This is a genomic window from Micromonospora lupini (assembly GCF_026342015.1).
Classification (GTDB): Bacteria; Actinomycetota; Actinomycetes; order Mycobacteriales; family Micromonosporaceae; genus Micromonospora; species Micromonospora lupini_B.
This window is the reverse complement of record NZ_JAPENL010000001.1, coordinates 2,647,615-2,670,906: the sequence shown is the minus strand read 5'-3', so window position 1 is coordinate 2,670,906 and position 23,292 is coordinate 2,647,615. Positions and strand designations below refer to the sequence as shown.

At 71.4% G+C, this 23,292-nt stretch carries 21 protein-coding genes; 12 read left to right on the top strand and 9 right to left on the bottom strand.

Annotated elements, in window-relative coordinates:
• Positions 1-6 precede the first annotated feature (6 nt).
• The 3 genes from OOJ91_RS11670 to OOJ91_RS11660 all read right to left on the bottom strand — a co-directional run bounded on the left by OOJ91_RS11670 (position 7) and on the right by OOJ91_RS11660 (position 4,935).
• Positions 7-2,805 (bottom strand): TIM-barrel domain-containing protein, encoded by a 2,799-nt coding sequence (locus OOJ91_RS11670; protein WP_266244619.1) that lies wholly within the window; start codon positions 2,803-2,805, stop codon positions 7-9.
• A gap of 167 nt (positions 2,806-2,972) precedes the next feature.
• On the bottom strand, positions 2,973-3,359 hold the full coding sequence (locus OOJ91_RS11665) for a hypothetical protein (protein ID WP_266244618.1): 387 nt from the start codon (positions 3,357-3,359) through the stop codon (positions 2,973-2,975).
• A gap of 652 nt (positions 3,360-4,011) precedes the next feature.
• Positions 4,012-4,935: an expansin EXLX1 family cellulose-binding protein gene (locus tag OOJ91_RS11660; protein ID WP_266244617.1), complete on the bottom strand. Its 924-nt coding sequence runs from the start codon at positions 4,933-4,935 to the stop codon at positions 4,012-4,014.
• Between the two features lie 430 nt (positions 4,936-5,365).
• Between OOJ91_RS11660 and OOJ91_RS11655 the strand changes: the two genes are divergently transcribed.
• The 4 genes from OOJ91_RS11655 to OOJ91_RS11640 all read left to right on the top strand — a co-directional run bounded on the left by OOJ91_RS11655 (position 5,366) and on the right by OOJ91_RS11640 (position 9,108).
• Entirely contained in the window at positions 5,366-6,592 is a 1,227-nt protein-coding gene (locus OOJ91_RS11655; RefSeq protein ID WP_266244616.1) for an epoxide hydrolase family protein, read from the top strand.
• Complete coding sequence (locus OOJ91_RS11650) at positions 6,593-7,534, top strand: redoxin family protein (protein WP_266244615.1); 942 nt, start codon at positions 6,593-6,595, stop codon at positions 7,532-7,534.
• Between the two features lie 35 nt (positions 7,535-7,569).
• Positions 7,570-8,142, top strand: coding sequence for a GNAT family N-acetyltransferase (locus OOJ91_RS11645; RefSeq protein ID WP_266244614.1), 573 nt, complete (start codon positions 7,570-7,572; stop codon positions 8,140-8,142).
• Between the two features lie 99 nt (positions 8,143-8,241).
• The gene (locus tag OOJ91_RS11640; protein WP_266244613.1) at positions 8,242-9,108 is read left to right on the top strand and encodes an AraC family transcriptional regulator; all 867 of its coding nucleotides are present in this window, start codon (positions 8,242-8,244) and stop codon (positions 9,106-9,108) included.
• Positions 9,109-9,118: 10 nt separating this feature from the next.
• On the opposite strand, the gene OOJ91_RS11635 is transcribed toward OOJ91_RS11640, so the two are convergent.
• Positions 9,119-9,616 carry an NUDIX hydrolase gene (locus OOJ91_RS11635; RefSeq protein ID WP_266244612.1) on the bottom strand — a complete coding sequence of 166 codons (498 nt, stop codon included), beginning with the start codon at positions 9,614-9,616 and terminating at the stop codon, positions 9,119-9,121.
• Positions 9,617-9,675: 59 nt separating this feature from the next.
• Complete coding sequence (locus OOJ91_RS11630) at positions 9,676-10,950, bottom strand: M48 family metallopeptidase (protein ID WP_266244611.1); 1,275 nt, start codon at positions 10,948-10,950, stop codon at positions 9,676-9,678.
• A gap of 199 nt (positions 10,951-11,149) precedes the next feature.
• Here OOJ91_RS11630 and OOJ91_RS11625 point away from each other — a divergent pair, with 199 nt between their 5' ends.
• The 4 genes from OOJ91_RS11625 (at position 11,150) to npdG (ending at position 14,905) form a co-directional block, all read left to right on the top strand.
• On the top strand, positions 11,150-11,353 hold the full coding sequence (locus tag OOJ91_RS11625; protein WP_266244610.1) for a hypothetical protein: 204 nt from the start codon (positions 11,150-11,152) through the stop codon (positions 11,351-11,353).
• Between the two features lie 81 nt (positions 11,354-11,434).
• Positions 11,435-12,403 (top strand): histone, encoded by a 969-nt coding sequence (locus tag OOJ91_RS11620; RefSeq protein WP_266244609.1) that lies wholly within the window; start codon positions 11,435-11,437, stop codon positions 12,401-12,403.
• Positions 12,404-12,591: 188 nt separating this feature from the next.
• Positions 12,592-14,022 carry an RNB domain-containing ribonuclease gene (locus OOJ91_RS11615; RefSeq protein ID WP_266244608.1) on the top strand — a complete coding sequence of 477 codons (1,431 nt, stop codon included), beginning with the start codon at positions 12,592-12,594 and terminating at the stop codon, positions 14,020-14,022.
• Positions 14,023-14,206: 184 nt separating this feature from the next.
• Positions 14,207-14,905 (top strand): NADPH-dependent F420 reductase, encoded by a 699-nt coding sequence (gene npdG, locus OOJ91_RS11610; protein WP_007463329.1) that lies wholly within the window; start codon positions 14,207-14,209, stop codon positions 14,903-14,905.
• A 44-nt stretch (positions 14,906-14,949) separates the two neighbouring features.
• Here npdG and OOJ91_RS11605 read toward each other — a convergent pair whose 3' ends face one another.
• From OOJ91_RS11605 to OOJ91_RS11590, 4 genes are all read right to left on the bottom strand, one after another.
• Positions 14,950-15,162 carry an Imm32 family immunity protein gene (locus OOJ91_RS11605; RefSeq protein ID WP_266244607.1) on the bottom strand — a complete coding sequence of 71 codons (213 nt, stop codon included), beginning with the start codon at positions 15,160-15,162 and terminating at the stop codon, positions 14,950-14,952.
• A 134-nt stretch (positions 15,163-15,296) separates the two neighbouring features.
• Complete coding sequence (locus tag OOJ91_RS11600; RefSeq protein WP_266244606.1) at positions 15,297-16,547, bottom strand: HNH endonuclease signature motif containing protein; 1,251 nt, start codon at positions 16,545-16,547, stop codon at positions 15,297-15,299.
• A 152-nt stretch (positions 16,548-16,699) separates the two neighbouring features.
• The gene (panB, locus tag OOJ91_RS11595; protein WP_266244605.1) at positions 16,700-17,545 is read right to left on the bottom strand and encodes a 3-methyl-2-oxobutanoate hydroxymethyltransferase; all 846 of its coding nucleotides are present in this window, start codon (positions 17,543-17,545) and stop codon (positions 16,700-16,702) included.
• Between the two features lie 151 nt (positions 17,546-17,696).
• On the bottom strand, positions 17,697-19,454 hold the full coding sequence (locus OOJ91_RS11590; protein WP_266244604.1) for an NAD+ synthase: 1,758 nt from the start codon (positions 19,452-19,454) through the stop codon (positions 17,697-17,699).
• A gap of 240 nt (positions 19,455-19,694) precedes the next feature.
• Here OOJ91_RS11590 and glnA point away from each other — a divergent pair, with 240 nt between their 5' ends.
• The 4 genes from glnA (at position 19,695) to OOJ91_RS11570 (ending at position 22,945) form a co-directional block, all read left to right on the top strand.
• Positions 19,695-21,044: a type I glutamate--ammonia ligase gene (gene glnA / locus OOJ91_RS11585; protein WP_007463316.1), complete on the top strand. Its 1,350-nt coding sequence runs from the start codon at positions 19,695-19,697 to the stop codon at positions 21,042-21,044.
• 87 nt (positions 21,045-21,131) lie between these two features.
• Positions 21,132-21,557, top strand: coding sequence for a DUF350 domain-containing protein (locus OOJ91_RS11580; protein ID WP_266244603.1), 426 nt, complete (start codon positions 21,132-21,134; stop codon positions 21,555-21,557).
• Between the two features lie 154 nt (positions 21,558-21,711).
• Positions 21,712-22,404 carry a helix-turn-helix transcriptional regulator gene (locus OOJ91_RS11575; RefSeq protein WP_266244602.1) on the top strand — a complete coding sequence of 231 codons (693 nt, stop codon included), beginning with the start codon at positions 21,712-21,714 and terminating at the stop codon, positions 22,402-22,404.
• Positions 22,405-22,567: 163 nt separating this feature from the next.
• Complete coding sequence (locus tag OOJ91_RS11570) at positions 22,568-22,945, top strand: VOC family protein (protein ID WP_266244601.1); 378 nt, start codon at positions 22,568-22,570, stop codon at positions 22,943-22,945.
• Positions 22,946-23,292 lie beyond the last annotated feature (347 nt).

The following is a 23,292-nucleotide window of genomic DNA, read 5'->3' as shown; positions in this document are numbered from 1 at the left end:
GGACCGTCAGTGCTTCTTGAACACCGGCATGGCGTCGAGCGTGGTGGTGATGTTCTGCGTGGTGCCGCCCCGGTACGTCTTCCCGGTGAAGATGTCGGTCCAGCTGTTGCCCGGCGGGAACCACACCGACGTCGTGGCGGTGGTGCCCGGTGTCGTCACCGGTGCCACCAGGTAGTCCGGGCCGTAGAGGTACTGGGAACCGGCGGTGGCGTAGGCGGCCTGCTCATGCGGGTACGCCAGGTACATCGAGCGGACGATTGGCGTACCCGTGCGGGTGGCCTCCTTGGCGGCGGCGTAGGTGTACGGCTGCAGCTTCTCCCGCAGGTTCAGGAACTTCTTGGCCGACGCGTTCGCCTCCGGGCCGTACTGCCAGGGCAGCCGGTCGCTGTGGTTGGAGTGCAGCCGGTCGATCGGCTGGAACGTGCCGAACTGCACCCACCGGGCGTAGAGGTCGTCGGGCAGCTTGGTGCTGCCCGGTTCGCTGCCCGGCTCCTTCAGGCCGCCGGTGTGTCCGCCGATGTCGTGGCTGACCGCGGCCAGCCCTGTCGCGGCCGACTCGCCAGGCGTGTAGCCGACCTCCATCTGCAGGGTCGACCAGTCGGAGGTGGTGTCGCCGGTGAAGTGCAGGGTGGTGCGCTTGTCGGCCCACGGGCCGGTCGCCACCGGGGTCGGGCTGCTGTAGCCGCCGGCCTGCAACGAGCCGTACGCCCGGGAGAAGGCGAAGCCGGTCTTGTCGGCGTACTGCTGATTGATCCAGGCGTCAGCGGTCACCCCCGCGAGCGAGGACTTCGTGTTGTCGCAGCACCAGTCCAGCCACCAGAAGTCGGGGCCCTTGCTGCCCTTCGGGATCATTCCGTCGTGCAGCTGCAGGTACGCCTTGAGCTGGTCCGGGTCGCCGAAGTCGAACGCGTAGCAGTCGGTCCCGCCGTTGCAGCCCACGCGCTGGAGCTTGCCCTTCGCGGTGGCCTGCGCCTGTGCGAACTTCGGGTCCGAGCCGAGGATGCTCGGGTGGATGTTGATGCCGGTGTGCAGGCCCTGCTTCTGTGCCCAGTCGAAGAACGCCTTCGGGTCGGGGATCCGGGTGGGGTCGATGCTCCAGCCGTTCCACTTGTCCGGCGCCTTGATGTCGGTGTCGAGGACAAGAACATCCATGGGTACGCCCTCGGCCTTGGCCCGGGCGACCAGGTCCTGGAACTCGGCGGCGGTGCGGTCGTAGTACTCGGAGTACCACACCCCGTACGCCCACTTGGGCAGCAGCTTCGTGGGCCCGGTGAGGGTCGACAGGTCCTTCAACCCACGGGTGAAGTCCTGCCCGTACGCGAAGACGTAGCCGTCCTGCTCGGCGGCGGGCCGGGGCTTGGTGGTGCTCAAAGCCGAGGCCGAGTCGTCGAGCAGGTACCAGCCGTCCTGGTAGAGCATGCCCGGAGCGGTGAGCGCGGAACCGGTCACACCGTCCAGGCCCCGGCGGTAGCCGCCGAGCGGGGCGTGCGGGGCGAGCAGCGGGGAGCCCTTGCTCGTGACGGCGACCGTGTCGACGTTGACGTTGCAGCTGGCGTCCGTGGGGCAGCCCAGCGTCACGCTGTTGGTGCCGCGCTCGAGGTGGACCGGGACGGAGACGGTGTTCCAGTAGTCCCATCCGCTTGTCGGCGGAAGGGTCGCCGTGACCGGCGCCGCCGTTCCGGCCGTGACCGACATGGTGCGCGGCTGGCTCGGCTGGGCACCGGCCTGGCCGTTGGCGTAGCGGATCTGCACCTGGTAGTCACCTGCCGACGGAACATCCGTCACGGTGAGCGCGTCGGCGGAGCTGGTGCTTTCCAGGCCGGCCAGGAATCCCGTACCGGAAGCGCCGTTGTGGTCGTTCGCGGGCCTCGCGCCGCCGGTCAGCGCGCCGGTCTCGGCTTCTGCAAGCGTGCCGAACCGCAGGGGCTGCGGCTGGGGCGGGGTCGGCGCCGGGAACGGGTCACCCGGGTTGACCACCGCGAGGCTGTCGACGTTCACGTTGCCGGAGTCGGTGGGACCCCGTACGACTCTGATCTCGTGCCGGCCGGCGGCGAGGTCGACAGGCACGGTGGCCAGGCCCCAGGTGTCCCAGTTCGCGGTGGGCGGCAGCGTCAGCGTGTGGCCGGCGTCGCCGTCGACCTGAACGCTCAGGGTGCGGTCCACGTTCTGGCCGTCGCCGCCCGTGCTGTTGGCATAGCGGACGGAGAGCTGCTTCGTGCCGCCCTCCGGCGCGTCGAGCGCGAACGTGACCGAGTCGCCGGACGAGGCGAAGCCGGCCGCGAAGCCGCGCCCGGTGAAGCCCCTGTGGTCGGTGGCCACGCCGGGGCCGCTCAACTGCAGTGATTCGGCCTCGCAGAGCGCGCCGAACGCGCAGGCCGGGGCCGTGTGGCCGGCCCAGGGTTGCCCCTGCACGGTCTGCTTGCCGGCCGCGAGCCGCACGGTGAGGTTGTCGGCGGTGAACGCGCCCGAGCCGACCTTGTATCGCACAGTCATCGCGCCGGTGTCGATGGTGAGCCAGCCATGATCGACGTGCTTCGTGAACCGCGTACGGGGGAAGTCGTCGCGCCCGATGGCGTTGAACGTGGCGGCGTCGGTGAACCTGCCGTCCTTCTGGTACTCGGTGCGGATCAGGGTGGGGGACAACACCTCGAAACGGGCGTCGCCCGACCGTACGGCCTCGTCTTGCGCCCGGGGGTGGTGGCTGGCCTGGGCCGGCGCGGCCGGGGCGAGTGCCAGCCCCGTGACGAGAATGCCGGCCGCGGCGGCCGCTGTCGCGCGGCGGCGTGGTGAGTTCCGATAGAGCAAGATGCGCTCCTCGTCTCATATGGAGGAAATGAGTCGATGACAACGCTGTCACTCGACCGAAACACCTGTCAACGGGCGCCGGAGAGTGTCCCTTCTCTCTTTCGCGCACAGGTTGACGGCCATGGCGCGGGAGGGGCGAGGCCACGTCACCGCGCCCACACGGGTAGCTACCAGATGTGTGCGCGTTCGTCGATGAACCGAGGCGGGTCGCCGAGGAAGGTGTCGGCCGGAACCGCTCCGTGCGCCAGGCTGAGGGTGTCCAGGCGGTACAGCGTGGCGCCACCGTTCATGCCTGTGAAGCGATAGTTGATCTGCCAGCGCAGCCATTCGCCGCGAGCCAGTCGCACGGTGGGCGGCCGGCGGTGACGGCGCGGCACGCCCCAGGAAGCGGCAACCAGTTCGACCTGAAGCTGACCGTCCACCACCCGGAGGCGCACCTCGCTCCGGTACGGCCCAGGTGCCGCGACGGCCTCGCGAGGCTCGAACCCATCGGCCTCCGCCAGGTCGACCTCATGGGTGAGCGGCACCGCCTGTGCCGGCAGGGCGAACGACACAGGTGCCGCGTTACGCCGAGTTGCCTCGATGCCGCCGCGCGAACGCCTGGTCCACGACGTCCGAACCCACTGCACCACGGCATCCACAAGCGGATACTCAGCCCGCTACCTGCCCCGACGCAACTCAGAATCCGGCGTTGCCAGGCCCTTTTACAGTGCCGACCATGACCCGCCGACGGCCGAGCCGAACCTTTCTCCGGGTGTTCTCGGCGTTTTATCTCGTCCTCGCGTTGACGGGCACGGCGCTTGTCGCCTGGTCGATCGTGGGCGAGCAGCGGACATCGGAGGCATCGGCCGAGGTGCGGGACGTCGAGGGAACCATCCCTGTCTGGGAGTGCGCGAGGTCGGCGACCGATCGCCCTGGTACGTCCTCATCATCGCGGTGGTGATTCTGACCGCCGCCGTCATCATGGCCTACGTCGTCTGGCGCCGGCCGCGACCTCCGCTGCCGCTCCGCTACGCGGGCATGCCCTAGTCACGTCCGTAAGGGCGGATGTGGTCGTGAGCGGTATACCTCAGAGTCATATTCATACCTCTGAGGTATACCGCTCACCAGCACATCGACACGGCGGGCAGCCCCCTTCGAACAGGGAACGCATGGTGAGGCTCGGGGACTGCTGGTCAGCTCTGGAATGGGAGGTCGTTCACCTGGTCAGCAGCGGGGGCGGTCGAGTGGGGCTGCGCCGGCGAGGGCTTCGACTGTCGCCGTTGGTGCGGCCGGCTCCGCCGGGGTCGGCGAGGGCGCGATGGTGGGGCTCGGCGAGGCCGTGGGTGAACTGCTCGGCGTCGGGGTGACGAGGGTGGCCGTGCTGCGCTGGACCTGCTTCGTGACCATCTTGACAGCGGTGGCGGTCGCCTGGTGGGCGTACACGTCGGTGACCCTGATGCTGTACGGCCCGGGGCCGATCCCGTCGTCGATGGTCCAGTAGTTGTCGACCTGGCGGGTCGCCTTGCGGAAGCCGCCGCTCGACCCCTTCGCCTCGACCGAGCGCAGCGGGTTGCCGTGGTTGCCGACCTGCACGGCGAACCAGTACTTCGACGCGCCGGCCTTCATCCGGAAGGTGAGCCCTCCGTCGAGCGGCGGGTTCACCACCGCCCGGTACGTCACAGGCGCGATGCCCTGTGCCCGGTCGGCGATCCGGGCGAACGCCTCGCCGGAGAGGTCGATCTTGCCGCCCCCGCACCCGCCGCACTGGTCCATGACCAGGACCCGGACCGTGGCCTTCGGGCCGGTGACGTCCAGGTAGCTGCCACAGGCCGCTGCCCCGGCGTACTGCGCCGAGCCCAGGGCCGCGTAGAGCCGGTCCGCTGGTGGGCTCGGGAAGGAGCAGGTGCCGCCCGAGCGGCCGGCCTCGTAGAAACTCGCTGATCCCTTGTGGACAGAGCTGCCGGTGGGCGGCGCGGCGCAGGCCGGGGTGGCGCCGCCGCGTACGGCGAGGGTGATGCCGAGTACGGCGGCCAACGCGGCGATCCCGGTGCCGGCAAACCAGTGCCTGACCCGTCGAGTCAACCGGGGCATGCCGTTGTCGCCGGCCGAAGGGGCGTTCTCGGGATCCGTGCCTGGTGCTGCCGTCACGGCGGCTGATGTTGCCGCACTCCGTTGCGGCAGCGCAAAGCCGTCGAGCGAGCCGTCACCTGCCGCACCGGGTCGGTCGCAGTCCGTCCAGGGCGTCGCAGCCCGGTGCTTGGTCCACTCGGCTTCAAGGAAGGCGGGGTGTCGTGCTCCCCGGGATGGACCGGTTTCCAGGAAGCCGAGTGGATCAGGCGGCTCCCGCCAGCGGATGGACACCTGGGCGGGCTGGGAGCAGGTCGGTCGGGCTGTCGAGCAGCCGGTCGCAGCCCCGTCGCACCCTGAGTGCCGTATCGCCACGAGGTCGCGGCGTGGCGTTCTAGGCTCCGAGATATGGCGGCGGCGTGCCCACTTCGAATTGGCGCACAAGCTCGGGCAGTGCCCTCACCCATGATTCCCCTCGCGAGGCGCGAACTCCGACAGAGAGGAAGCACGCATGGCTGTCAAGACGAAGGCACGTCCCGGCACCACGGAGATCCGGCCGTTCACGGTGGAAATCCCCCAGGCGGACCTCGACGACCTGAAAGGGCGAATCGCGGCCACCCGCTGGCCGGAAAAGGAAATCGTCGACGACCAGTCGCAGGGCGTGCCACTCGCGACGATCCAGGCCGTCGCGCGTTATTGGGAAAATGAGTACGACTGGCGCAAGGTCGAATCGCGGCTGAACGCCGTACCGCAGTTCATGACCACGATCGACGGGGTGGACATCCACTTCATCCACGTGCGCTCGAAGCACGAGGACGCGCTGCCGCTCATCGTCACCCACGGGTGGCCCGGCTCGGTGATCGAGCAGTTGAAGATCATCGAGCCGCTGACCGACCCCACCGCCCACGGCGGCAGCGCCTCGGACGCCTTCCACCTGGTGATCCCGTCGCTGCCTGGCCACGGTTTCTCGGGCAAGCCGACTGAGCTGGGCTGGAACCCGCAGAAGATCGCCACCGCGTGGACCGAGCTGATGACGCGTCTCGGCTACACCCGGTTCGTCGCCCAGGGCGGCGACTGGGGAGCTGTCATCGTGGACCAGATGGGCATCCAGGCGCCCCCGGAACTGCTCGGCATCCACACCAACATGCCCGGCGCGGTCCCACCCGAGATCGACCTGCTGTTCCAGGGCGACACCACAGGCGCGAACAACGCCATGGGCTCACTGCCCTCCGGCCTGTCCGCCGACGAGATGCGCGCCGCCGAGGAGGTCAACTACGTCTGGAAGCACGTCGCGTACGCCCTCATGATGGCGACCCGCCCACAGACCCTTACCGGCCTGGCGGATTCTCCGGTGGGCCTGGCGGCCTTCCTGCTCGACCACGACGCGAAGAGTCTGGCCCTCATCGCGCAGGTCTTCGACGGGGCCAGGGCGGGCCTGACCCGTGACGACATCCTGGACAACATCTCGCTCTACTGGTTGACGAACACCGCGATCTCCGCGTCCCGCCTGTACGCGGAGAACAAGCTGTCGTTCTTCGCCGCCAAGGGCGTGAACGTCCCGGTCGCCGTGAGCGTCTTCCCCGACGAGCTGTACGAGGCGCCGCAGAGTTGGGCCGAGCAGGCGTACCCGAACCTCATGTACTTCAACAAGCTCGACGTGGGCGGGCACTTCGCGGCCTGGGAGCAGCCGAAGATCTTCTCCGAGGAACTGCGGACCGCCTTCCGGTCGCTGCGCTAGATGGCCGTGCACCTGCCTCCGCTGAACGGCGCGGTCGAGTGGCTCAACTCCGAGCCGCTCGGCCCCGCCGAACTGCGCGGTCGCGTCGTGCTGGTGAACTTCTGGACGCTCACCTGCATCAACTGGCTGCGTCAGGAGCCGTACGTCCGGGCCTGGTCGCAGGCCTACCGCGACGACGGCCTCGTCGTCGTCGGGGTGCACACGCCGGAGTTCACCTTCGAGCACGAGGTCGACTGGGTGCGCCGGGCAGTCGCGGCGCGCTCGATCGACTACCCGGTCGCCGTCGACAACGACTACGCGATCTGGAGTGCCTTCGCCAACCAGTACTGGCCCGCGTTGTACTTCGTCGACACCGATGGCGTCATCCGCGACGAGCACTTCGGTGAGGGGCGCTACGAGCAGTCCGAGCGGACGCTTCAGGACCTGCTCGGCATCGAGCGCAATCCGGTACCCGTCAACGGGGTCGGCCCGGAGGCGGAGGCCGACTGGGACAGTCTGCGGACGCCCGAGACGTACCTCGGATTCCGTCGCGGCGACCACTTCGCGTCGCCCAACGGCGCGGCGCTCGACGAACGCCGCGCCTACGACCTCCCCGCGAGCCTTGCGCTCAACCAGTGGGCCCTGGCGGGGGAGTGGACGATCGGGTCGGAGCACGTCGCGCTCGACCGGGCCGGTGGCAGCATCGCCTTCCGGTTCCACGCACGCGACGCGCACCTCGTGCTGACCCCCGGGGCGGGACGGTCGGTTCCGTTCCGCGTGCTCCTCGACGGGCAGGCGCCCGGCCCGTCGCACGGTGTGGACGTCGACGCCGATGGCAACGGCGTCCTGGCCGACGGGCGCCTCCACCAGCTCGTACGCCAGCACGACGCGGTCCGGGAGCGGACCCTGGAGATCACGTTCGACGAGCCCGGCGCGGCGGCGTACGCCTTCACGTTCGGGTGAGCCCGCGCGCACCGCCCGCGATAGTGTCGACTGCTGTGACAACGCCTGAGATCACTCTCGCCACGCCAGCGGACCGCGATGCGGTGGTCGGCACGCTTGTTGCCGCGTTCGTCAGGGATCCCATCCTGCGGCACCTGTTTCCGGACGAGGACACCTATCCGCGCTACGCCGCTGTCTTCTTCGGGGACCTCTTCGACAAGCGGGTGCACCTGTCGTCGATCTGGACGATCGGCGGAGGCGCCTCGGTAGCCATCTGGGAGCCGCCGGCCGCAGTGCACACGCCGACGGACGCCGACCTCGCCCCCGATTACCCGGCCGACGTGCTGGCCCGCGTGCGGGGCTACGACGAGGTCGTGCACGCCGCCCTGCCGACGTACCCGTTCTGGTATCTCGGCGTCCTGGGCACCCACCCGGACAGCGCCGGTCGCGCGTGGGGCCGTGCCGTCATGCGAGCCGGGCTGGATCGTGCCGCCGCCGACGGCCTGCCGGCGATCCTGGAGACCAGCAAGCCGGCCAACGTCGAGCTGTACCGCCGCGCCGGCTGGGAGGTCGTGGGCTCCCTGCCGCAGCCCGTGCCCACCTGGATCATGCAGCAGCCGACCCGCTGATCCCACTCGGCCCCACCCGATCGTTGCGGGCACCGGATGTCGGGTGGGCTTCCTGCCCTGCCGCCTAGCGTTGCTGCTGGTAAGGGGAAGGAGACCCGGGTGCTGGAGCGGCTCAACGAGGCCATGGCGCACATCGAGCGGCACCTCGACGAGCAGATCGAGGTGGCCGACCTGGCGCGGATCGCGCTGACGTCGGAGTACCACTTCCGACGGCTGTTCTCCGCGCTGGCCGGCATCGGACTGTCCGAGTACATCCGTCGGCGTCGGCTCACCGTCGCCGGGGCGGACGTGCTGGCGGGGGAGCGGACGTTGCTCGACGTCGCCGTGCGGTACGGCTACGGATCGGCCGAGGCGTTCGCCCGGGCGTTCCACGCCGTGCACGGCGTGGGGCCGGGAGAAGCCCGGCGTACGGGGGCAGCGCTGCGGGCCCAGCCCCGGATGTCCTTCCGGCTCACAGTCGAAGGGAGTGGCAGCATGGAGTACCGAATCGTCACCAAGGACGCGTTCGCGCTTGTGGGGCGCAAGGCCCGGGTTCCGCTCGTGCACGAGGGGATGAACCCGGCGATCGTCGCGTTCATCCGCAGCATCGACCAGGAGACGACCGCTCGGATCGAGGCGCTCTCCGATCAGGAGCCTTCCGGGATCGTCAACGTCAGCGACAACCTCGCCGACGGTCGGGCCGAGGGCAGCGAGTTGGACTACTGGCACGGGGCGGTCACCGGCGTCACGCCACCGGACGACCTGGACGCGCTGCCGGTGACGGCCGGAACGTGGGCCGTGTTCACCACCTCCGGCGCGTTCCCGCAGGCCGTGCAGTACCTGTGGCGGGACGTCTTCACCCAGTGGTTCCCGTCCAACCCGTACCGCAGCCGACCCGGACCGGAGATCTCCCGGGTGCGGGTGTCCGCGGACGGGACCACGGCGGACGCCGAACTGTGGATCCCCGTCGAGCGGGTCGCGACCTGACGGGCGCGGCTCAGGTGGGAATGTCCTCCCAGTTGGTGCCGGGCGGCAGGTAGCCGGCCAACGGGTTGTCGCGCAGCGCGTAGGCGATGACCAGCAGGTCGTGTGGGGTCAACTCGGGCAGCCGGTCCAGCGGAAACCACCGCACGGCCACCGACTCGTCGTCGTTGACACGCGCGGTGCCGGACACCACCCGGCAGAGGAAGCCCAGGTTGAGGATCTCGCACTGGTCGCCGTTGGGGTAGGTGTGCGGGTGCGAGACGGCACTTGACATCCGGACCGGCGCGACGTCCAGTCCCGTCTCCTCCCGCACCTCCCGCAGTAGCGCGGCGGCCGGCTGCTCGCCCGACTCGACGAAGCCGCTGATGATCGACCACCGCCCGTCGTCGGCGCGTTTGCCGAGCAGCAGCTCGTCGGCGTCGTTGCGGATCACCGCGCTGACGCTGGGCAGCCACAGCAGGTCATGACCGATGTGCTTGCGCATCCGCACGATGTAGTCCGGTACCGCCATCCGGCGATCATAGGCCGCACGCGGGCGGCCACCGCCGTCCCGTCGCCGTCGCGCCGTGCTCAGCCCGACCAGGCGACGGTACGACGGAAGCGCGCGTACTCCCCGGCCAGCTCGGCGTCGATCCGCTCCAGACGGTCGGGGGTGACCACCACTGTCGGGTCCTGCCACGGGCGTCCGGCGAGCATCCGGCGACGCAGTCCGATCGGCGGGTGGGCGGCGAAGAGCGAGGCCTCGTCGCGGACCGACAGTTGACGCAGCAGCGGCAGCCTGTCGGTGTTGGCCGCGCGCGCCTCGGCGAACGCCGACCGCCAGCGGTCCGGGCCGTGCCCCGCCCGCGCGTGGACGCGCACCGCCAGCGCCATCGACTCGCCGGCCAGCATGGCGTCGAGCAGGTCGGTTGCGGCAGTCGTGCCGGCGACCCGGGCGGCCAGGTCGTCGGCGAGGTACTCGGCGCGCTGGCTGTCCCGCAGCGCCACGCTGACCAGCACCAGGTGCGCGCCGAACAACACCCGGGACACCACCCACTGGAACGCGCGGCCCAGCGCGTCACCCACCATCTCCACCAGCCCGCCACCGACAGTGGTCCGTACCGGCCGGAACAGGTCGGCGGCCGACCCGAGCATGGTGAACGCGGGTTGGGTGAGCAGACCCCGACGCGGGTCGCCGTTGACGAAGTGGCCGAGCTCGTGCCCGAGCAACGCCACCCGTTCGCCGGCGGGAAGCGAGCCCCACAGCGGCAGCCCGAGCCCGAGCACCCTGCGGCGTCGCAACCCGACCGCGTTCGCGTACGCGTTGATGTCGCCGTCGACGCCGACCACGTCCGGCGCGGGCGCACCGACCGCCGCGGCCACCTCGTCGATCAGCCCGAACAACTCCGGCGCCCGGTCGCGGGACAGCACCTCCAGATCCGGGTCGACCCGGCCGAAGCGCGGCCGGAGGGCGACCGCCAGGCCGACCATCGCCACACCCAGCAGGATCGCCAGGTTGGGAAAGGGAAACGCCACGATCAGCCACCCGCCGACGACCGCGAGGGCGAGCACGGCTGCGATCAGCAGCAGAGACGCCACAGCGGTCAGGGTCCGTGCCCTGTTCGACCCACCACCGCCGAGCGGACGGCCGACCAACTGCCGGAACTGCCGCCCGGTTGCCCGGAACGCCAAGCGGTGGGTCCACCTGTCGACCCAGGTCCAGCCGAACTCGCGCTCGCGCCGCCGTGGGTCGTAGGCGTCCAGGTTCCACTCGCAGCCGGGGCACCACGGCACCGCGTCGCGAATCGACGTGGTGGTGGTTCCGCATCCCGGGCACGCCCCCGCACCGGTCGTCACGTTGATCACGGGCACGAATCCTGCCCCAGCCCGCCGTACGCGGGAATTGGCCGTTCGGCCACGGCCCTTTTCTCGCGTCCAACGCCCCCACCTGCACTTCTTTCGGCGTTTTCGCCCGCAGCGCGTCGACCGTCTCTACTGTGGAGAGGGTTCGGCGACTTGCGTGATCCGGTGGCGGTCAGCCGGCTCGCGGTGCACAGTGATTGCCATGAGCGACAGCGAACGTAGTGGGCAGTTCTACTGGTGCACTCGGCACCACCGGGTCGAGACGGACGCCGACGTGTGTCCGGCGAAGCACGTCCTCGGCCCGTACAACTCGGCGGCCGACGCGGAGAACGCCCTGCAGCGAGTGCAGGAGCGTAACGAGGCGTGGGAGGCCGAGGACGCTCGTTGGTCCGGGGAGGACAGGTAGACGGCGCGGGACAGCCCGCGTCGCGGTAGTTCGTGCTCCGCGAGGACGCACGCGAGAGCACGTCCCCGAGGAGGAACCACGATGGCCGAAGCACAGCAGGCCACCACCCGTCCGGCCGCCCGACGCACCACCGCGAAGAAGACCGCCGCGGCGGAGCGCAACACGGGGGCGAGCCGGACCACCCCCGTGCGCAAGTCCACCACAGCCGCCGCGAAGGCGCCGGCCCGCAAGGCAGCCGGCGGCGCGGGGCGTGCCCCGGCCAAGAAGACCACCACGGCGGCGAAGAAGGCCCCGGCGAAGAAGACCGCGACCAGGACCACCGCGACCAGGACCACCGCGTCCAAGACGACCGCGAGCAAGGCCGCCGCGAGCAGGACCGCCGCGTCCAAGGCCGCCCCCACCAGGACGGCCGCCACCAAGACCGCGGCGGCGAAGAGCGCGGCGGCCAAGAAGACCACGGCCAGGACCAGCGCGGCGGCCAAGAAGGCCCCGGCCAAGACCTCGACCGCCACCCGCAAGACGACCACCGCCGCGAAGCGGACCCCGGCGTCCACGGCGCGCAAGAGCACCACCGCCGCGAGCAGGACGACGGGTACGGCGAAGAAGACGACAGGCGCCGCCAAGAAGACGACAGGCGCCGCGAAGAAGACCACGGCGTCGGCGGCGAAGCGGACCACTGCGGCTGCGAAGGCGCCCGCGCGCAAGGTCGCGACCAAGGCGTCCGCGGTGAAGAAGACGGCGGCCAAGAAGGCCCCGGCGAAGAAGACGGCGGCGAAGAAGGCTCCCGCCAGGAAGACCGCGGCGAAGAAGACCGCTTCCACCCGCCCGAGCGGCGGCGCCCGCAACGCCCCGGCGAAGAAGGCACCGGCCGCGAAGGCGACCGGCACCTCGACGATCACCGCCCGCAAGGCGGCGGCGAAGAAGGCCCCGGCGAAGAAGACCACCGCTGCGGCCAAGGCCCCGGCCCGCAAGGTGACCGCCCGCCCGGCCGCCGCACGAGCCACCACCCCCCGGGGTACGCGCAGCACCGCCCGGAAGGCGACCGGCTGACCGCAGGCCGCCTCGCCTCGACACCGGCTCGTTCCACGGGCCGTCGTGCCCGACGCGGCGGACCGCGACGCCGCTGGGGAGGTGGCGGGCTCGGATGCGGCGCCGCGCGGGGCGGTTCGTCGGCGGGCGACGGAGATCTCGGCCGGTCACCGGAAGCAGATCACCGGCGGCACTGTCAGGATTGACCCGTGGTCATCCGACGCGTACTCGCGCCCCGCATCGACTTCGGCGCGCTGCGCCGCGAACTCGGCCTGCCCGAGGGTTTCCCGGCGGACGCCCAACGGGAGGCCGACGCGGCGGCTGCCGCGCCGCCCCGGCCGTCAGTCGACCGCACCGACATCCCGTTCGTGACTGTCGACCCGGCCAGCTCACGTGATCTGGACCAGGCGATGCACCTCGCCCGCCGGCCGGACGGCGGCTACCGGGTGCGGTACGCGATCGCGGACGTCGCCGCGCACGTCACGCCGGGCGGCGCGCTCGAGGAGGAGACCTGGCGGCGGGGGCAGACGGTCTACCTGCCCGACGGCCACGTGCCGCTGCACCCGCTGACGCTCAGCGAGGGCGCGGCCAGTCTGCTGCCCGACGACGACCGGGCCGCCGTCGTGTGGACCATCGATCTGGACGCCGACGGCGGCACCGTTGCCGTCGAGCTGGAGCGCGCTCTGGTGCGCAGCCGGGCGAAACTCGACTACACCGGGGTGCAGGCGGCGGCCGAGGCCGGCCGGCTGCCCGAGCCGATCGCGCTGCTGCCCGAGATCGGCGACCGCCTGACCGCCCGGGGGCTGCGCCGTGGCGCCATCAACCTGCCGCTGCCCGAGCAGGACGTCGAGCCCGACGGTGACGGCTGGCGGCTGGTGCTGCGCGGGCCGGTGCCGATGGAGGAGCACAACGCCCAGATCTCGTTGCTGACCGGGATGGCCGCCGCCGACATCATGTTGGCCGGCGGGGTGGGCCTGCTGCGTACGATGCCGGCACCGAAGCCGGAAGCCGTGCAACGCCTGCGGGCGGCCGCCGCTCCGCTGGGCGTGCACTGGCCGGACGGCGCGGGCCCCGGTGAGGTGATCGCCGGCCTGGACGCCGCGCAGCCGCGCTCCGCCGCGTTCATCGACCAGGCGGCCGAGCTGATGCGCGGCGCCGCGTACACCGCCTTCGACGGCGCCCGGCCGGAGCAGCCGGAGCACGGCGGTGTCGCCGCCGCGTACGCCCATGTCACGGCGCCGTTGCGGCGCCTGGCCGACAGGTACGCCACCGAGGTCTGCCTGGCCCTGCACGCGGGCCGGGAGGTGCCCGACTGGGCCCGCGCGGCGCTGCCCCGGCTGCCCGAGGTGATGGCCAGCACCGACCGGACCGCCTCGGCGGCCAGCCGCGGCGCCGTCGAACTGACCGAGGCGGTGCTGTTGGAGCACCGGGTGGGGGAGACCTTCGACGCGGCGGTGCTCGACGTCGACGCGCCGCCCAACGGCAAGTCCCGGCCCCGCCCGCCCGGCGGGACGGTGGCGCTGGACGCCCCACCGGTACGCGGCCGCTGCCTCGGTGCGCTGCCGCTCGGCGAACGGGTCCGGGTCCGCCTGGTCACCGCCGACCCGGCGGTCCGCACGGTGCTGTTCGAGCTGGCCTGAGCCGGCTGTCGTGGTTGGCCGGCTCGGCTGGTCCGGCTGGGCTGTGTCGGCGGGTGCGGCTGGGCTGTCTCGCCGTGTCTGGCGGGCGATGTCGGCGGGTCGTCGTCGGCGGGCGGGCGCGTAGCGGGGATTGTCACAGCGGCTGGCGCTGCTGACGGACCGGGCGGTTTGCGAGGATGAGCCCATGGCATACGACGCGAGCACGCTGCCCGACGTGTCCGGGCTGACGGTAGGCATCATCGGCGGCACCGGCGACCAGGGCCGTGGCCTCGCCTACCGGCTCGCACGGGCCGGGCAGACGGTGCTGATCGGCTCCCGGTCGGCGGAGCGGGCCGCCGAGTCCGCCGCCGAGATCGCGGCCCTGCCCCGGATGCCTGCGGACGTCCGCATCACCGGCGCGGCCAACGACGAGGTGGCCCGCCGCAGCGACGTGGTGATCATCGCGGTGCCGTGGGACGGGCACGCCGCGACGGTCGCCGCCCTCGCCGAGCCGCTCGCCGGAACGATAGTCGTCGACTGCGTCAACCCGCTGGGCTTCGACAAGCAGGGCCCGTACGCCCTCACCGTCGCCGAGGGCAGCGCCGTCCAGCAGGCAGCCGCGCTGCTGCCCGACTCCCGCGTCTGCGCCGCGTTCAACCATGTCAGCGCCCCGCTGCTGGCCGATCCCGAGGTCGACCGGATCGACCTCGACGTGCTGATCTGCACCGAAGACCGGGAACTCGTCGACATCGTCGGAGCGCTCGCCGCCCGGATCCCCGGGATGCGCGGCATCTACGCCGGCCGGCTGCGCAACGCCCACCAGATCGAGGCGTTCACGGCGAATCTGATCGCCATCAACAAGCGCTACAAGGCCCACGCCGGCATCCGCGTCACCGACCTCTGACAGCTCCTGACGGAGAGCGTTCGTTCCGTCGTGCCTTCGCGTGATCAGCGTCGGGGCATCCCGCCACAGGGGCTGTTGACGATGAGCGGCACGCTTCCCGGCGCCAGATACCTGTGGCCCTCGACGTACTCCAGGTGAACGTGGCCGCCGTCGTCAATGGTGGCTATGTCGCGTAGCTGGTCGGCGAGGCGACAGAAAGCGGCCCGGTCACTCGTGATGTCGACGCCTCTGCCAGCGGAGTAGTAGTCAAGCTCCATTCCGCAACCCCTAGGTGCCGCTCTGTGGGCGGGTGTCCCTATCCGATCGTGCCGGAGGCTCGGCATCCCTGCTGGGTTGCTCGATCAGTGCGTGCACTCGTCGGTCCGGGGGTGTGGCAGATTCCGAGGCGTGGTCACGTCCGCCGGTGGTAGTGGTTGCGGCGGGGGACCTGGGTGGGGTCGAGCCAGGCCGGCGGAATGAAATCCGGGTGGCCGTCGCCGCCCGACCGGACGGCCCACCCGCCGCTGTGGACGTGCCGGTGGTGGTGCCCGCAGAGCAGCACGGCGTTGCGCAGGCTCGTGCCGCCGCCGTCGGCCCAGTGTCGGATGTGGTGGGCGTCGCACCAGCGTGGTGGGCGGTCACAGCCGGGGAAGGCGCAGCCGCGGTCGCGGAGCACGAGGGCGCGTCGGAGTGGGCCGGTGATGAGGCGGCGTTGCCGGCCGACATCGAGGACCTGGCCGGCGCTGCCGAGCACGGCGGGGAGGATGGTGGCGTCGCAGGCGAAGCGCCGCACGGTCTGCGGGGTGAGGTCGAAACCGATGTCCAGAGTGCCTGTGCCGAGCTGCTGGACGAGGTCGTCGTAGCTCGTGGTGACGACGAGCTGCGCCGGTTCGCCGCCGTGTTCGGGTAGCTCACGAGTGCGCAGGCTGAGTCGACAGAGATCGGCGAGCGCGTCGTGGCGGCGTTGCCCGGGGGAGCGCTGGTCGTCCGGACCGGTGGGTGCGGTCAGTGGGTCGGTTGCGGCGCGGAACAGGCCGGCGGTCTCGGTGTCGAGGATGCCGGTGAGGCGCAGGCGGCCGTCGGCGAGCGTGGAGAGGGTGACGTGGCGGTCGCGGGAGGCTCGGCGATCCTCGGCGTCGAGGGCGGCCTGGGCGGCGCGGTCGGTGATGTCGGGTGCGACGTGGTCGAGGATGCGGGTGCCGAGTCTGCGCAGCAGGGTGGGGTCGAACTGCCCGGCCCACTCGACGAGTACGCCGACGGCCTTGCCTGCGGCCGCGCTGCCGGCGGCGCTCTCGACAGTGGTGACGGTGTCGGCGATGACCCGGGCCTGATCTATGGTGATGTCGGCGTCGGCCAGCGCCTTTCGTATGCCGGGGTTGCCGGTGTCGAGAGTGGTGGCGAGGTCGACGAGGCGGCGGGCTGCGGGGACGGTGAGGCGCAGGCGCTCGCGCAGCCACACCGCCGTGCAGGACGCGCCCTGGGCGATGGGCGTGCCGCGAGCGTCGAGTTCGCGGATCAGGGCCAGTTTGACGGCGGCGAGGCGCTGCTCGATGCGGTGCGCGGCGTCGAGCGCCGCGACGAGGTCATCCGCTCCGAGGGACCAGACCGCCGTGTCGGCGCAGACCGCGACTGCGGCCTCTGCCTGCGCCAACCCCTCGACCATGAGCTGAGACTAGAACATACGTACGACACTTTACTGACCAAGATCGATTGGTCTGCCGGTGGTTCGGGTTGCGAGCGGCGGGGCCGGCCGGCGAACGGCAACACCGTGCCGCCAGCCCCGCCGCTCGCGGGGTCCGTGGCCCGCGGGCCGCTCTAGAAGGTGTGTTCGGCTGTCGGGAACTCGCCGCCGCGAACCTCGTCGGCGAAGCGGCGGGTGGCGTCGGTGAGGACGTCGGCCAGGTCTGCGTAACGCTTCACGAAACGCGGCGCCTTGCCGGTACGCAGGCCGGCCATGTCCTGCCAGACCAGCACCTGGGCGTCGGTGTCCGGGCCCGCGCCGATGCCTACCGTGGGGATCGCCAGTTCATGGGTGACCTGCTTGGCCACCTCACCCGGCACCATCTCCAACACCACCGCGAACGCGCCCGCCTCGGCCACCGCCCGCGCGTCCGCCAGCACCTCGTCGGCCGTGTCGCCGCGGCCCTGCACGCGGTAGCCGCCCAGGGTGTGCTCGCTCTGCGGAGTGAAGCCGATGTGCGCCATCACCGGGATACCGGCCCCGACGATCGCGGCGATCTGCGCGGCGTTGCGGCGGCCACCCTCCAGCTTCACCGCGTGGCAGCCACCCTCCTTCATGAACCGGACGGCGGTGCGCAGCGCCTGGGTCGGCCCCTCCTCGTAGGAGCCGAACGGCAGGTCGCCGACGACGAGGGCCTGCCGGGTCGAGCGCACCACTGCCCGTACCAGCGGAAGCAGGTCGTCGATGGTGACCGGCAGGGTGGTCTCGTAGCCGAACACGTTGTTTGCGGCCGAGTCGCCGACCAGCAGCACCGGCACGCCGGCCCGGTCGAAGATCCCCGCCGTGTACTGGTCGTACGAGGTGAGCATCGGCCACCGCTCGCCGCGTTCCTTGGCGGCGATCAGGTCGCGGGTGCGGATCCGACGGGTGGCCGGTCCGCCGTACAGCGCGGTCACCTCGTTCGGAGTGGACTCGGTCATGACTGTCTCCTTCCTCGAGGCCGCCTGCGCGGTCCCCGGGTTCCGTCGCGATCGTCGCACCGGTTGACCGGGTGACGGCAGGGCGCAGTGGAAGATGTCACTCACGACCGCGCCGGGCCGGGGTTCGGTGACCCGGCCCGGGCGTACGGGCTCAGCCGTTCTCGCGCCACCGGTTGGTGATCGGCAGACGACGGTCGCGGCCGAACGCCTTCATGGAGATCTTCGTGCCGGGCGCCGACTGGCGTCGCTTGTACTCGGCGGTATCCACCAGCCGCAGCACCTTGTCGACGACGGCCGGGTCGTGCCCCGACTCGACCAGCCCGTCGCGGCCCAGGTCGCCGTCGACGTAGCCGATCAGGATCGGGTCCAGTACGTCGTAGTCGGGCAGGGAGTCGCTGTCGAGCTGGCCCGGGCTCAGCTCGGCGCTCGGCGGCTTGCCGATCGAGTTCTCCGGGATCGGGGCGGTCTCGCCGCGGCGGGCCGCGTCCGCGTTGCGCCACTTCGCCAGCCGCCACACGAGCGTCTTCCAGACGTCCTTGATCGGGTTGAAGCCGCCCACCGAGTCGCCGTACAGGGTGGAGTAGCCGACCGCCAGCTCGCTCTTGTTTCCTGTGGTGAGCACCAGGTGGCCCTCCTGGTTCGACAGCGCCATCAGGATGACACCGCGTACGCGGGCCTGGAGGTTCTCCACGGCGATCCCGGACAGCGACAGGTTGGCCAGGAAGGCGTCCACCATCGGCTGGATCGGCTCGACGCGGTAGTCCAGCCCGGTGCGCTTGGCCAGGTCGGCGGCGTCCTCGCGGGAGTGCTCGGAGGAGTGCTGGCTGGGTAGCGACACCCCGACCACCCGGTCCGGGCCGAGCGCGTCGACGGCGAGGGCGGCCACCACCGCCGAGTCGATGCCGCCGGAGAGCCCGAGCACCACCGACGCGAAGCGGTTCTTGTTGACGTAGTCGCGCAGGCCGAGCACCAGCGCGTGCCACACCTCGGCCTCGTCGGCCACCGGCTCGATCAGCCCGCCGGAGACGGCCGGGCCGGACGGCGCCGGCGGGGTCACGTCCAGCGTGTGGTGTGCCACCCGCATGCCGTCCGCGACGTTGCGGCTGCCCGGGGCCGTGGTCGCGGCCGGCAGTTCGACGTCGTGCACGAGCAGGTGCTCGACGAACTGCGGGGCGCGGGTGAGCAGCTCACCGTCGGCGGTGACGATCATCGAGTCGCCCTCGAAGACCAGCTCGTCCTGCCCGCCGATCATGTTGACGTACGCGATGGCGGCGCCCGCCTCGGCGGCCCGGCGGCGCACCAGCGGCAACCGGATGTCGTCCTTGTTCAGCTCGTACGGCGAGCCGTTGATGTTGACCACCAGACCGACGCCTGCCTGCCGGGCGGCGGCGAACGGGCCTCCGGCCTGCCACAGGTCCTCGCAGATGGTCAGCGCGACGTCCACCCCGCCGATCCGCACCACTGTCAACTGGTCGCCGGAGACGAAGTAGCGGTCCTCGTCGAAGACGCCGTAGTTGGGCAGGTGGTGCTTGAAGTAGCGGGCGACCACAGTGCCCCGGTGCAGCAGCGCGGCGGCGTTGCGGGCGCCCCGGCCCGGCTCGGCGTCCCCGCTCACCTGCGGCGGACCGTCAGCGTCCAGGTAGCCGACCACGACCGGCAGGTCCCCGAGGCCGTCGGCGGCCAGGTCGGCGGCGAGCCGCTCGACTGCGGCCTGGGACGCGGCGACGAAGGAGCGCCGGAAGACCAGGTCCTCGACCGGGTACCCGGTCAGCATCATCTCCGGGAAGAGCACCAGCTGGGCTCCGGCGTCGGCGGCCTGGCGAGTCCAGCTGCGGACCAGGTCCGCGTTGCCGGCGAGGTCGCCGACGCTCGGGTTGACCTGGGACAGGGCGAGACGCAGGGTGGGCATGTCCTCATCTTGCCCCAGCACGGCCCGAGCATTCCGTACCGCCGGACGAGATGGTGGCCACGCTCGGGCGCCGCGCGGCCGGTCCGGCCGGATCGGTACCGCTCGGCGGCCGGGACACGAGGGGACGTGCGGCGGCGGTTCGCGTAACGTCTGCGTAACCAGGCCCGGGAACACTGGGCGGTCAGGTCGGGTGCAGCCCGACCAAGGCGGACAAAAGAGTTGTCGCGAGGGGTTGGGGAAGTGGACCGTCAGCAGGAGTTCGTCCTCCGTACGCTGGAAGAGCGGGACATCCGGTTCGTCCGGCTGTGGTTCACGGACGTGCTGGGCACGCTCAAGAGCGTCTCGGTGGCGCCCGCGGAGCTGGAAGCGGCCTTCGAGGAGGGCATCGGCTTCGACGGCTCGGCCATCGAGGGCTTCGCCCGGGTCTTCGAATCGGACATGGTGGCCATGCCCGACCCGACCACCTTCCAGGTCTTCCCCTTCGAGGGCGGGGTCAGCGGCGAGAGCGCCCGGATGTTCTGCGACATCCTGCTGCCCGACGGCGGCCCCTCCTGGGCCGACCCGCGACACGTGCTGCGCCGCGCGCTGTCCAAGGCGGCCGAGAAGGGCTTCACCTTCTACACGCACCCCGAGATCGAGTTCTTCCTGCTGGAGAACGGCCCGCAGGACGGCTCGGTGCCCACCCCGGTGGACACCGGCGGCTACTTCGAGCACACCACCCACGCGGTGGCCCGCGACTTCCGCCGCCAGGGCGTGCTGGCGCTTGAGCGGATCGGCATCTCGGTGGAGTTCAGCCACCACGAGGTCGCGCCCGGCCAGCAGGAGATCGACCTGCGCTACGCCGACGCGCTGACCACCGCCGACAACATCATGACCTTCCGCCACGTGGTGAAGGAGGTCGCGCTCTCCACAGGTGTGCAGGCCAGCTTCATGCCGAAGCCGTTCACCGACCAGCCGGGCAGCGGCATGCACACCCACCTGTCGCTGTTCGAGGGCGAGCGCAACGCCTTCCACGACGGTGGCGACCCCATGAAGCTCTCCAAGGTGGCGAAGTCCTTCATCGCCGGCCTGCTGGTGCACGCCCGGGAGTACACGGCGGTCACCAACCAGTGGGTCAACTCGTACAAGCGGCTCTTCCCGCAGGCCCTGCCGGACCGGATCACCGAGAGCCCGGCGTACGTCTGCTGGGGTCACCTGAACCGGTCCGCGCTGGTCCGCGTCCCGGCGTACGGAAAGCCGAACTCCGCCCGGGTCGAGGTCCGGTCGCTGGACTCGGCGACCAACCCGTACCTCGCCTTCGCGGTGCTGCTCGGCGCCGGCCTGAAGGGCATCGAGGAGGGCTACGAGCTGCCGCCGGGCGCCGAGGACGACGTCTGGTCGCTGAGCAGCGCCGAGCGCCGCGCCATGGGGTACGAGGCGCTGCCGGAGAACCTGGCCGAGGCGATCGACGTGATGGCCGAATCCGAACTGGTCGCCGAGGTGCTCGGCGAGCACGTCTTCGACTTCTTCCTGCGCAACAAGCGGGCCGAGTGGGAGCAGTACCGCCGCGAGGTCACCCCGTACGAGCGGCAGCGTTACCTGGCGCTGTAGTCGCGGGGCTGACGCGGTTGCGCGCTGCCGCTATCGTCTCGATCACCGCGCCGGTACCCCTCCGGGCGGAGAGTCGGGAGGCAGTCGGTGCTGGAGGACCTGCTCAGCGGTGCCTGGCAGAGCGTCGTGTTCGGTGTCGTGGGCGTCGGGCTCATGGCGGCCGGGTTCGGGCTGGTCGACCTGCTCACCCCGGGGCGATTGCGCGAGCTGATCTGGGTCGAGCGCAACACCAACGCGGGGTTGCTGCTCGCCGCGAACCAGCTCGGCATCGCCGGGATCGTCTTCACGGCGATCCTGACCAGCTACAGCGACTTCGGCCGGGGGTTGGCCTCCACCGTGGTGTTCGGGCTGGTCGGGCTGGCCATCATGGCGCTGGCCTTCTTCGTGCTCGACCTGCTCACCCCCGGCAAGCTCGGTGAGGTCATCTGCTCGCCCGAGCCGCACCCGGCCGCCCGGGTCAGCGCCGCCACGCACTTCGGCGCGGCACTGATCGTCTGCGCCTGCATCGCCTGAGCCCGGCCCGTCTGGACCCGGTCGCCTGAGCCCGGTCGCTCGTCTCGCTGGGCGGGCGTTCGTGCGCGTGGCGCGCTCGTTGCGCGGGCGTTCGTGCGCGTCGCCTGGGGGCGGTCGCTGCGGGGCGTCGTACCCCGGCCGTAGCGTGCGGGGCATGAACCGCACGGACCGGCTCTACGCCCTGGTCGAGGAGCTGCGGGCGGTGTCGCCCCGGCCGCGCAGCGCCCGCTGGCTGGCCGCCCACTTCGAGGTGAGCAGCCGGACCATCGAGCGGGACATCGGCGCGCTCCAGGAGGCCGGCGTGCCGATCTGGGCCGAGCCCGGGCGCACCGGCGGCTACGTCCTGGACCGCAGTCGCACGCTGCCACCTGTCAACCTGACCGCGGCCGAGGCGGTGGCGATGGCCGTCGCGCTGCACCGGCTCGCCGGTACCCCGTTCGCCGGGCCGGGTGCCACCGCGCTGCGCAAGCTGGTAGCGGTGCTGCCGGCCGCCGACGCCGCCGAGGCGCACCGCCTCGCCGGCCGGGTGCACCTGATCGGTGACGGGCCGGCCACACCCGTCCCGGCCACCGTCGCCGGCGCGGTCACCGCGCGGCGGGTGCTGCGCATCCGGTACGCCGACCGCGCCGGCATCGACTCGGTGCGCGACGTCGAGCCGCTTGGCTACCTCGGCAACCCCCGACACTGGTATCTGCTCGCCTGGTGCCGACTGCGCGACGAGCTGCGCTGCTTCCGTACCGACCGGATCGGAGACGTCCGGGCGCTGCCCGAGGTGGTGGTCCGGGACCTCCGCCTGACGGATCTCGACATCCCCCACGAACGCGTCCGCCCGCTGAGCCTCGTCTAGCCAGGGGCGCGTCAGCCAGCGGTCCGGAGCGTGTCGGGCGCGGTCCGCCCGCGCCAACCTCCGTCGGGTGATCCGGAAACACCGACAGGACGGTGTCGCGGACGGGCCCGAAACTGCTCTGGACGACGGCAACACGCCGTCCCGGCAACTCTGGAGGCAGCACGTGTCCACGACGCCCATCACCTGGTTCGAGATCGGCACCGACCGGCCGGAGGAGGCGGAACGCTTCTACGGCGAACTGTTCGGCTGGACCTTCGAGGAGGAGGGCGCGGGTAGCGGCGGGTCCTACCGGGTGACGGGCGCCGGCGGTGACACCGGAATCAGCGGGGCGATCCGGGCGACCGACGGAACGTCCCCGAACTACGCGGTGTTCTACGCCGAGGTCGCCGACGTCGCGGAGACCTGCCGACGAGCCGAGGCAGCCGGCGGCAGGGTGTTGGTGCCGGTGCGGACGGCCCCGAGCGGCCTCACCTTGGCCCACCTGCTCGACCCGGCCGGCAACCACCTGGGCGTGTTCGCACAGCCACCCGGGCAGGGCTGACCCCTCCGGGTTGGTCCTGGTCTCGGCCCGGTCTGATCCGGTCCGCCTGGCCGCCACGCTCCCGGCCGATGATCGACTCCGTTTCCATGAAATAGCGGTGTCGGAGTGCGTGGGATACCGCGACTTCACGGAAGTCGAGTGGATCAGTGGGTCGGATACCGCGGTTTCACCGAAGTCGGGTGGATCAAGCCGCGACAGGCCGCGTCCGGCCCCGGCCCCACAGGGCGGACAGGCTCGCTGGGGCGCATCAGGGCCGGCCAGGGCGTAAAGACTGGCCGGGCGTATCAGGGCTGGTCGGGACGTATAGGACGGGCGGCGTCGGTGGTGCCGCTGGCCGTGACGTACCG

Bases quoted from the DNA above. Each gene is read 5' to 3' on its own strand.
- OOJ91_RS11655 (WP_266244616.1), top strand. From the start codon at position 5,366: ATGGCTGTCAAGACGAAGGCACGTCCCGGCACCACGGAGATCCGGCCG.
- OOJ91_RS11650 (WP_266244615.1), top strand. From the start codon at position 6,593: ATGGCCGTGCACCTGCCTCCGCTGAACGGCGCGGTCGAGTGGCTCAAC.
- OOJ91_RS11635 (WP_266244612.1), bottom strand. From the start codon at position 9,616: ATGGCGGTACCGGACTACATCGTGCGGATGCGCAAGCACATCGGTCAT.
- OOJ91_RS11625 (WP_266244610.1), top strand. From the start codon at position 11,150: ATGAGCGACAGCGAACGTAGTGGGCAGTTCTACTGGTGCACTCGGCAC.
- OOJ91_RS11620 (WP_266244609.1), top strand. From the start codon at position 11,435: ATGGCCGAAGCACAGCAGGCCACCACCCGTCCGGCCGCCCGACGCACC.
- npdG (WP_007463329.1), top strand. From the start codon at position 14,207: ATGGCATACGACGCGAGCACGCTGCCCGACGTGTCCGGGCTGACGGTA.
- OOJ91_RS11605 (WP_266244607.1), bottom strand. From the start codon at position 15,162: ATGGAGCTTGACTACTACTCCGCTGGCAGAGGCGTCGACATCACGAGT.
- OOJ91_RS11600 (WP_266244606.1), bottom strand. From the start codon at position 16,547: ATGGTCGAGGGGTTGGCGCAGGCAGAGGCCGCAGTCGCGGTCTGCGCC.
- panB (WP_266244605.1), bottom strand. From the start codon at position 17,545: ATGACCGAGTCCACTCCGAACGAGGTGACCGCGCTGTACGGCGGACCG.
- OOJ91_RS11590 (WP_266244604.1), bottom strand. From the start codon at position 19,454: ATGCCCACCCTGCGTCTCGCCCTGTCCCAGGTCAACCCGAGCGTCGGC.
- OOJ91_RS11575 (WP_266244602.1), top strand. From the start codon at position 21,712: ATGAACCGCACGGACCGGCTCTACGCCCTGGTCGAGGAGCTGCGGGCG.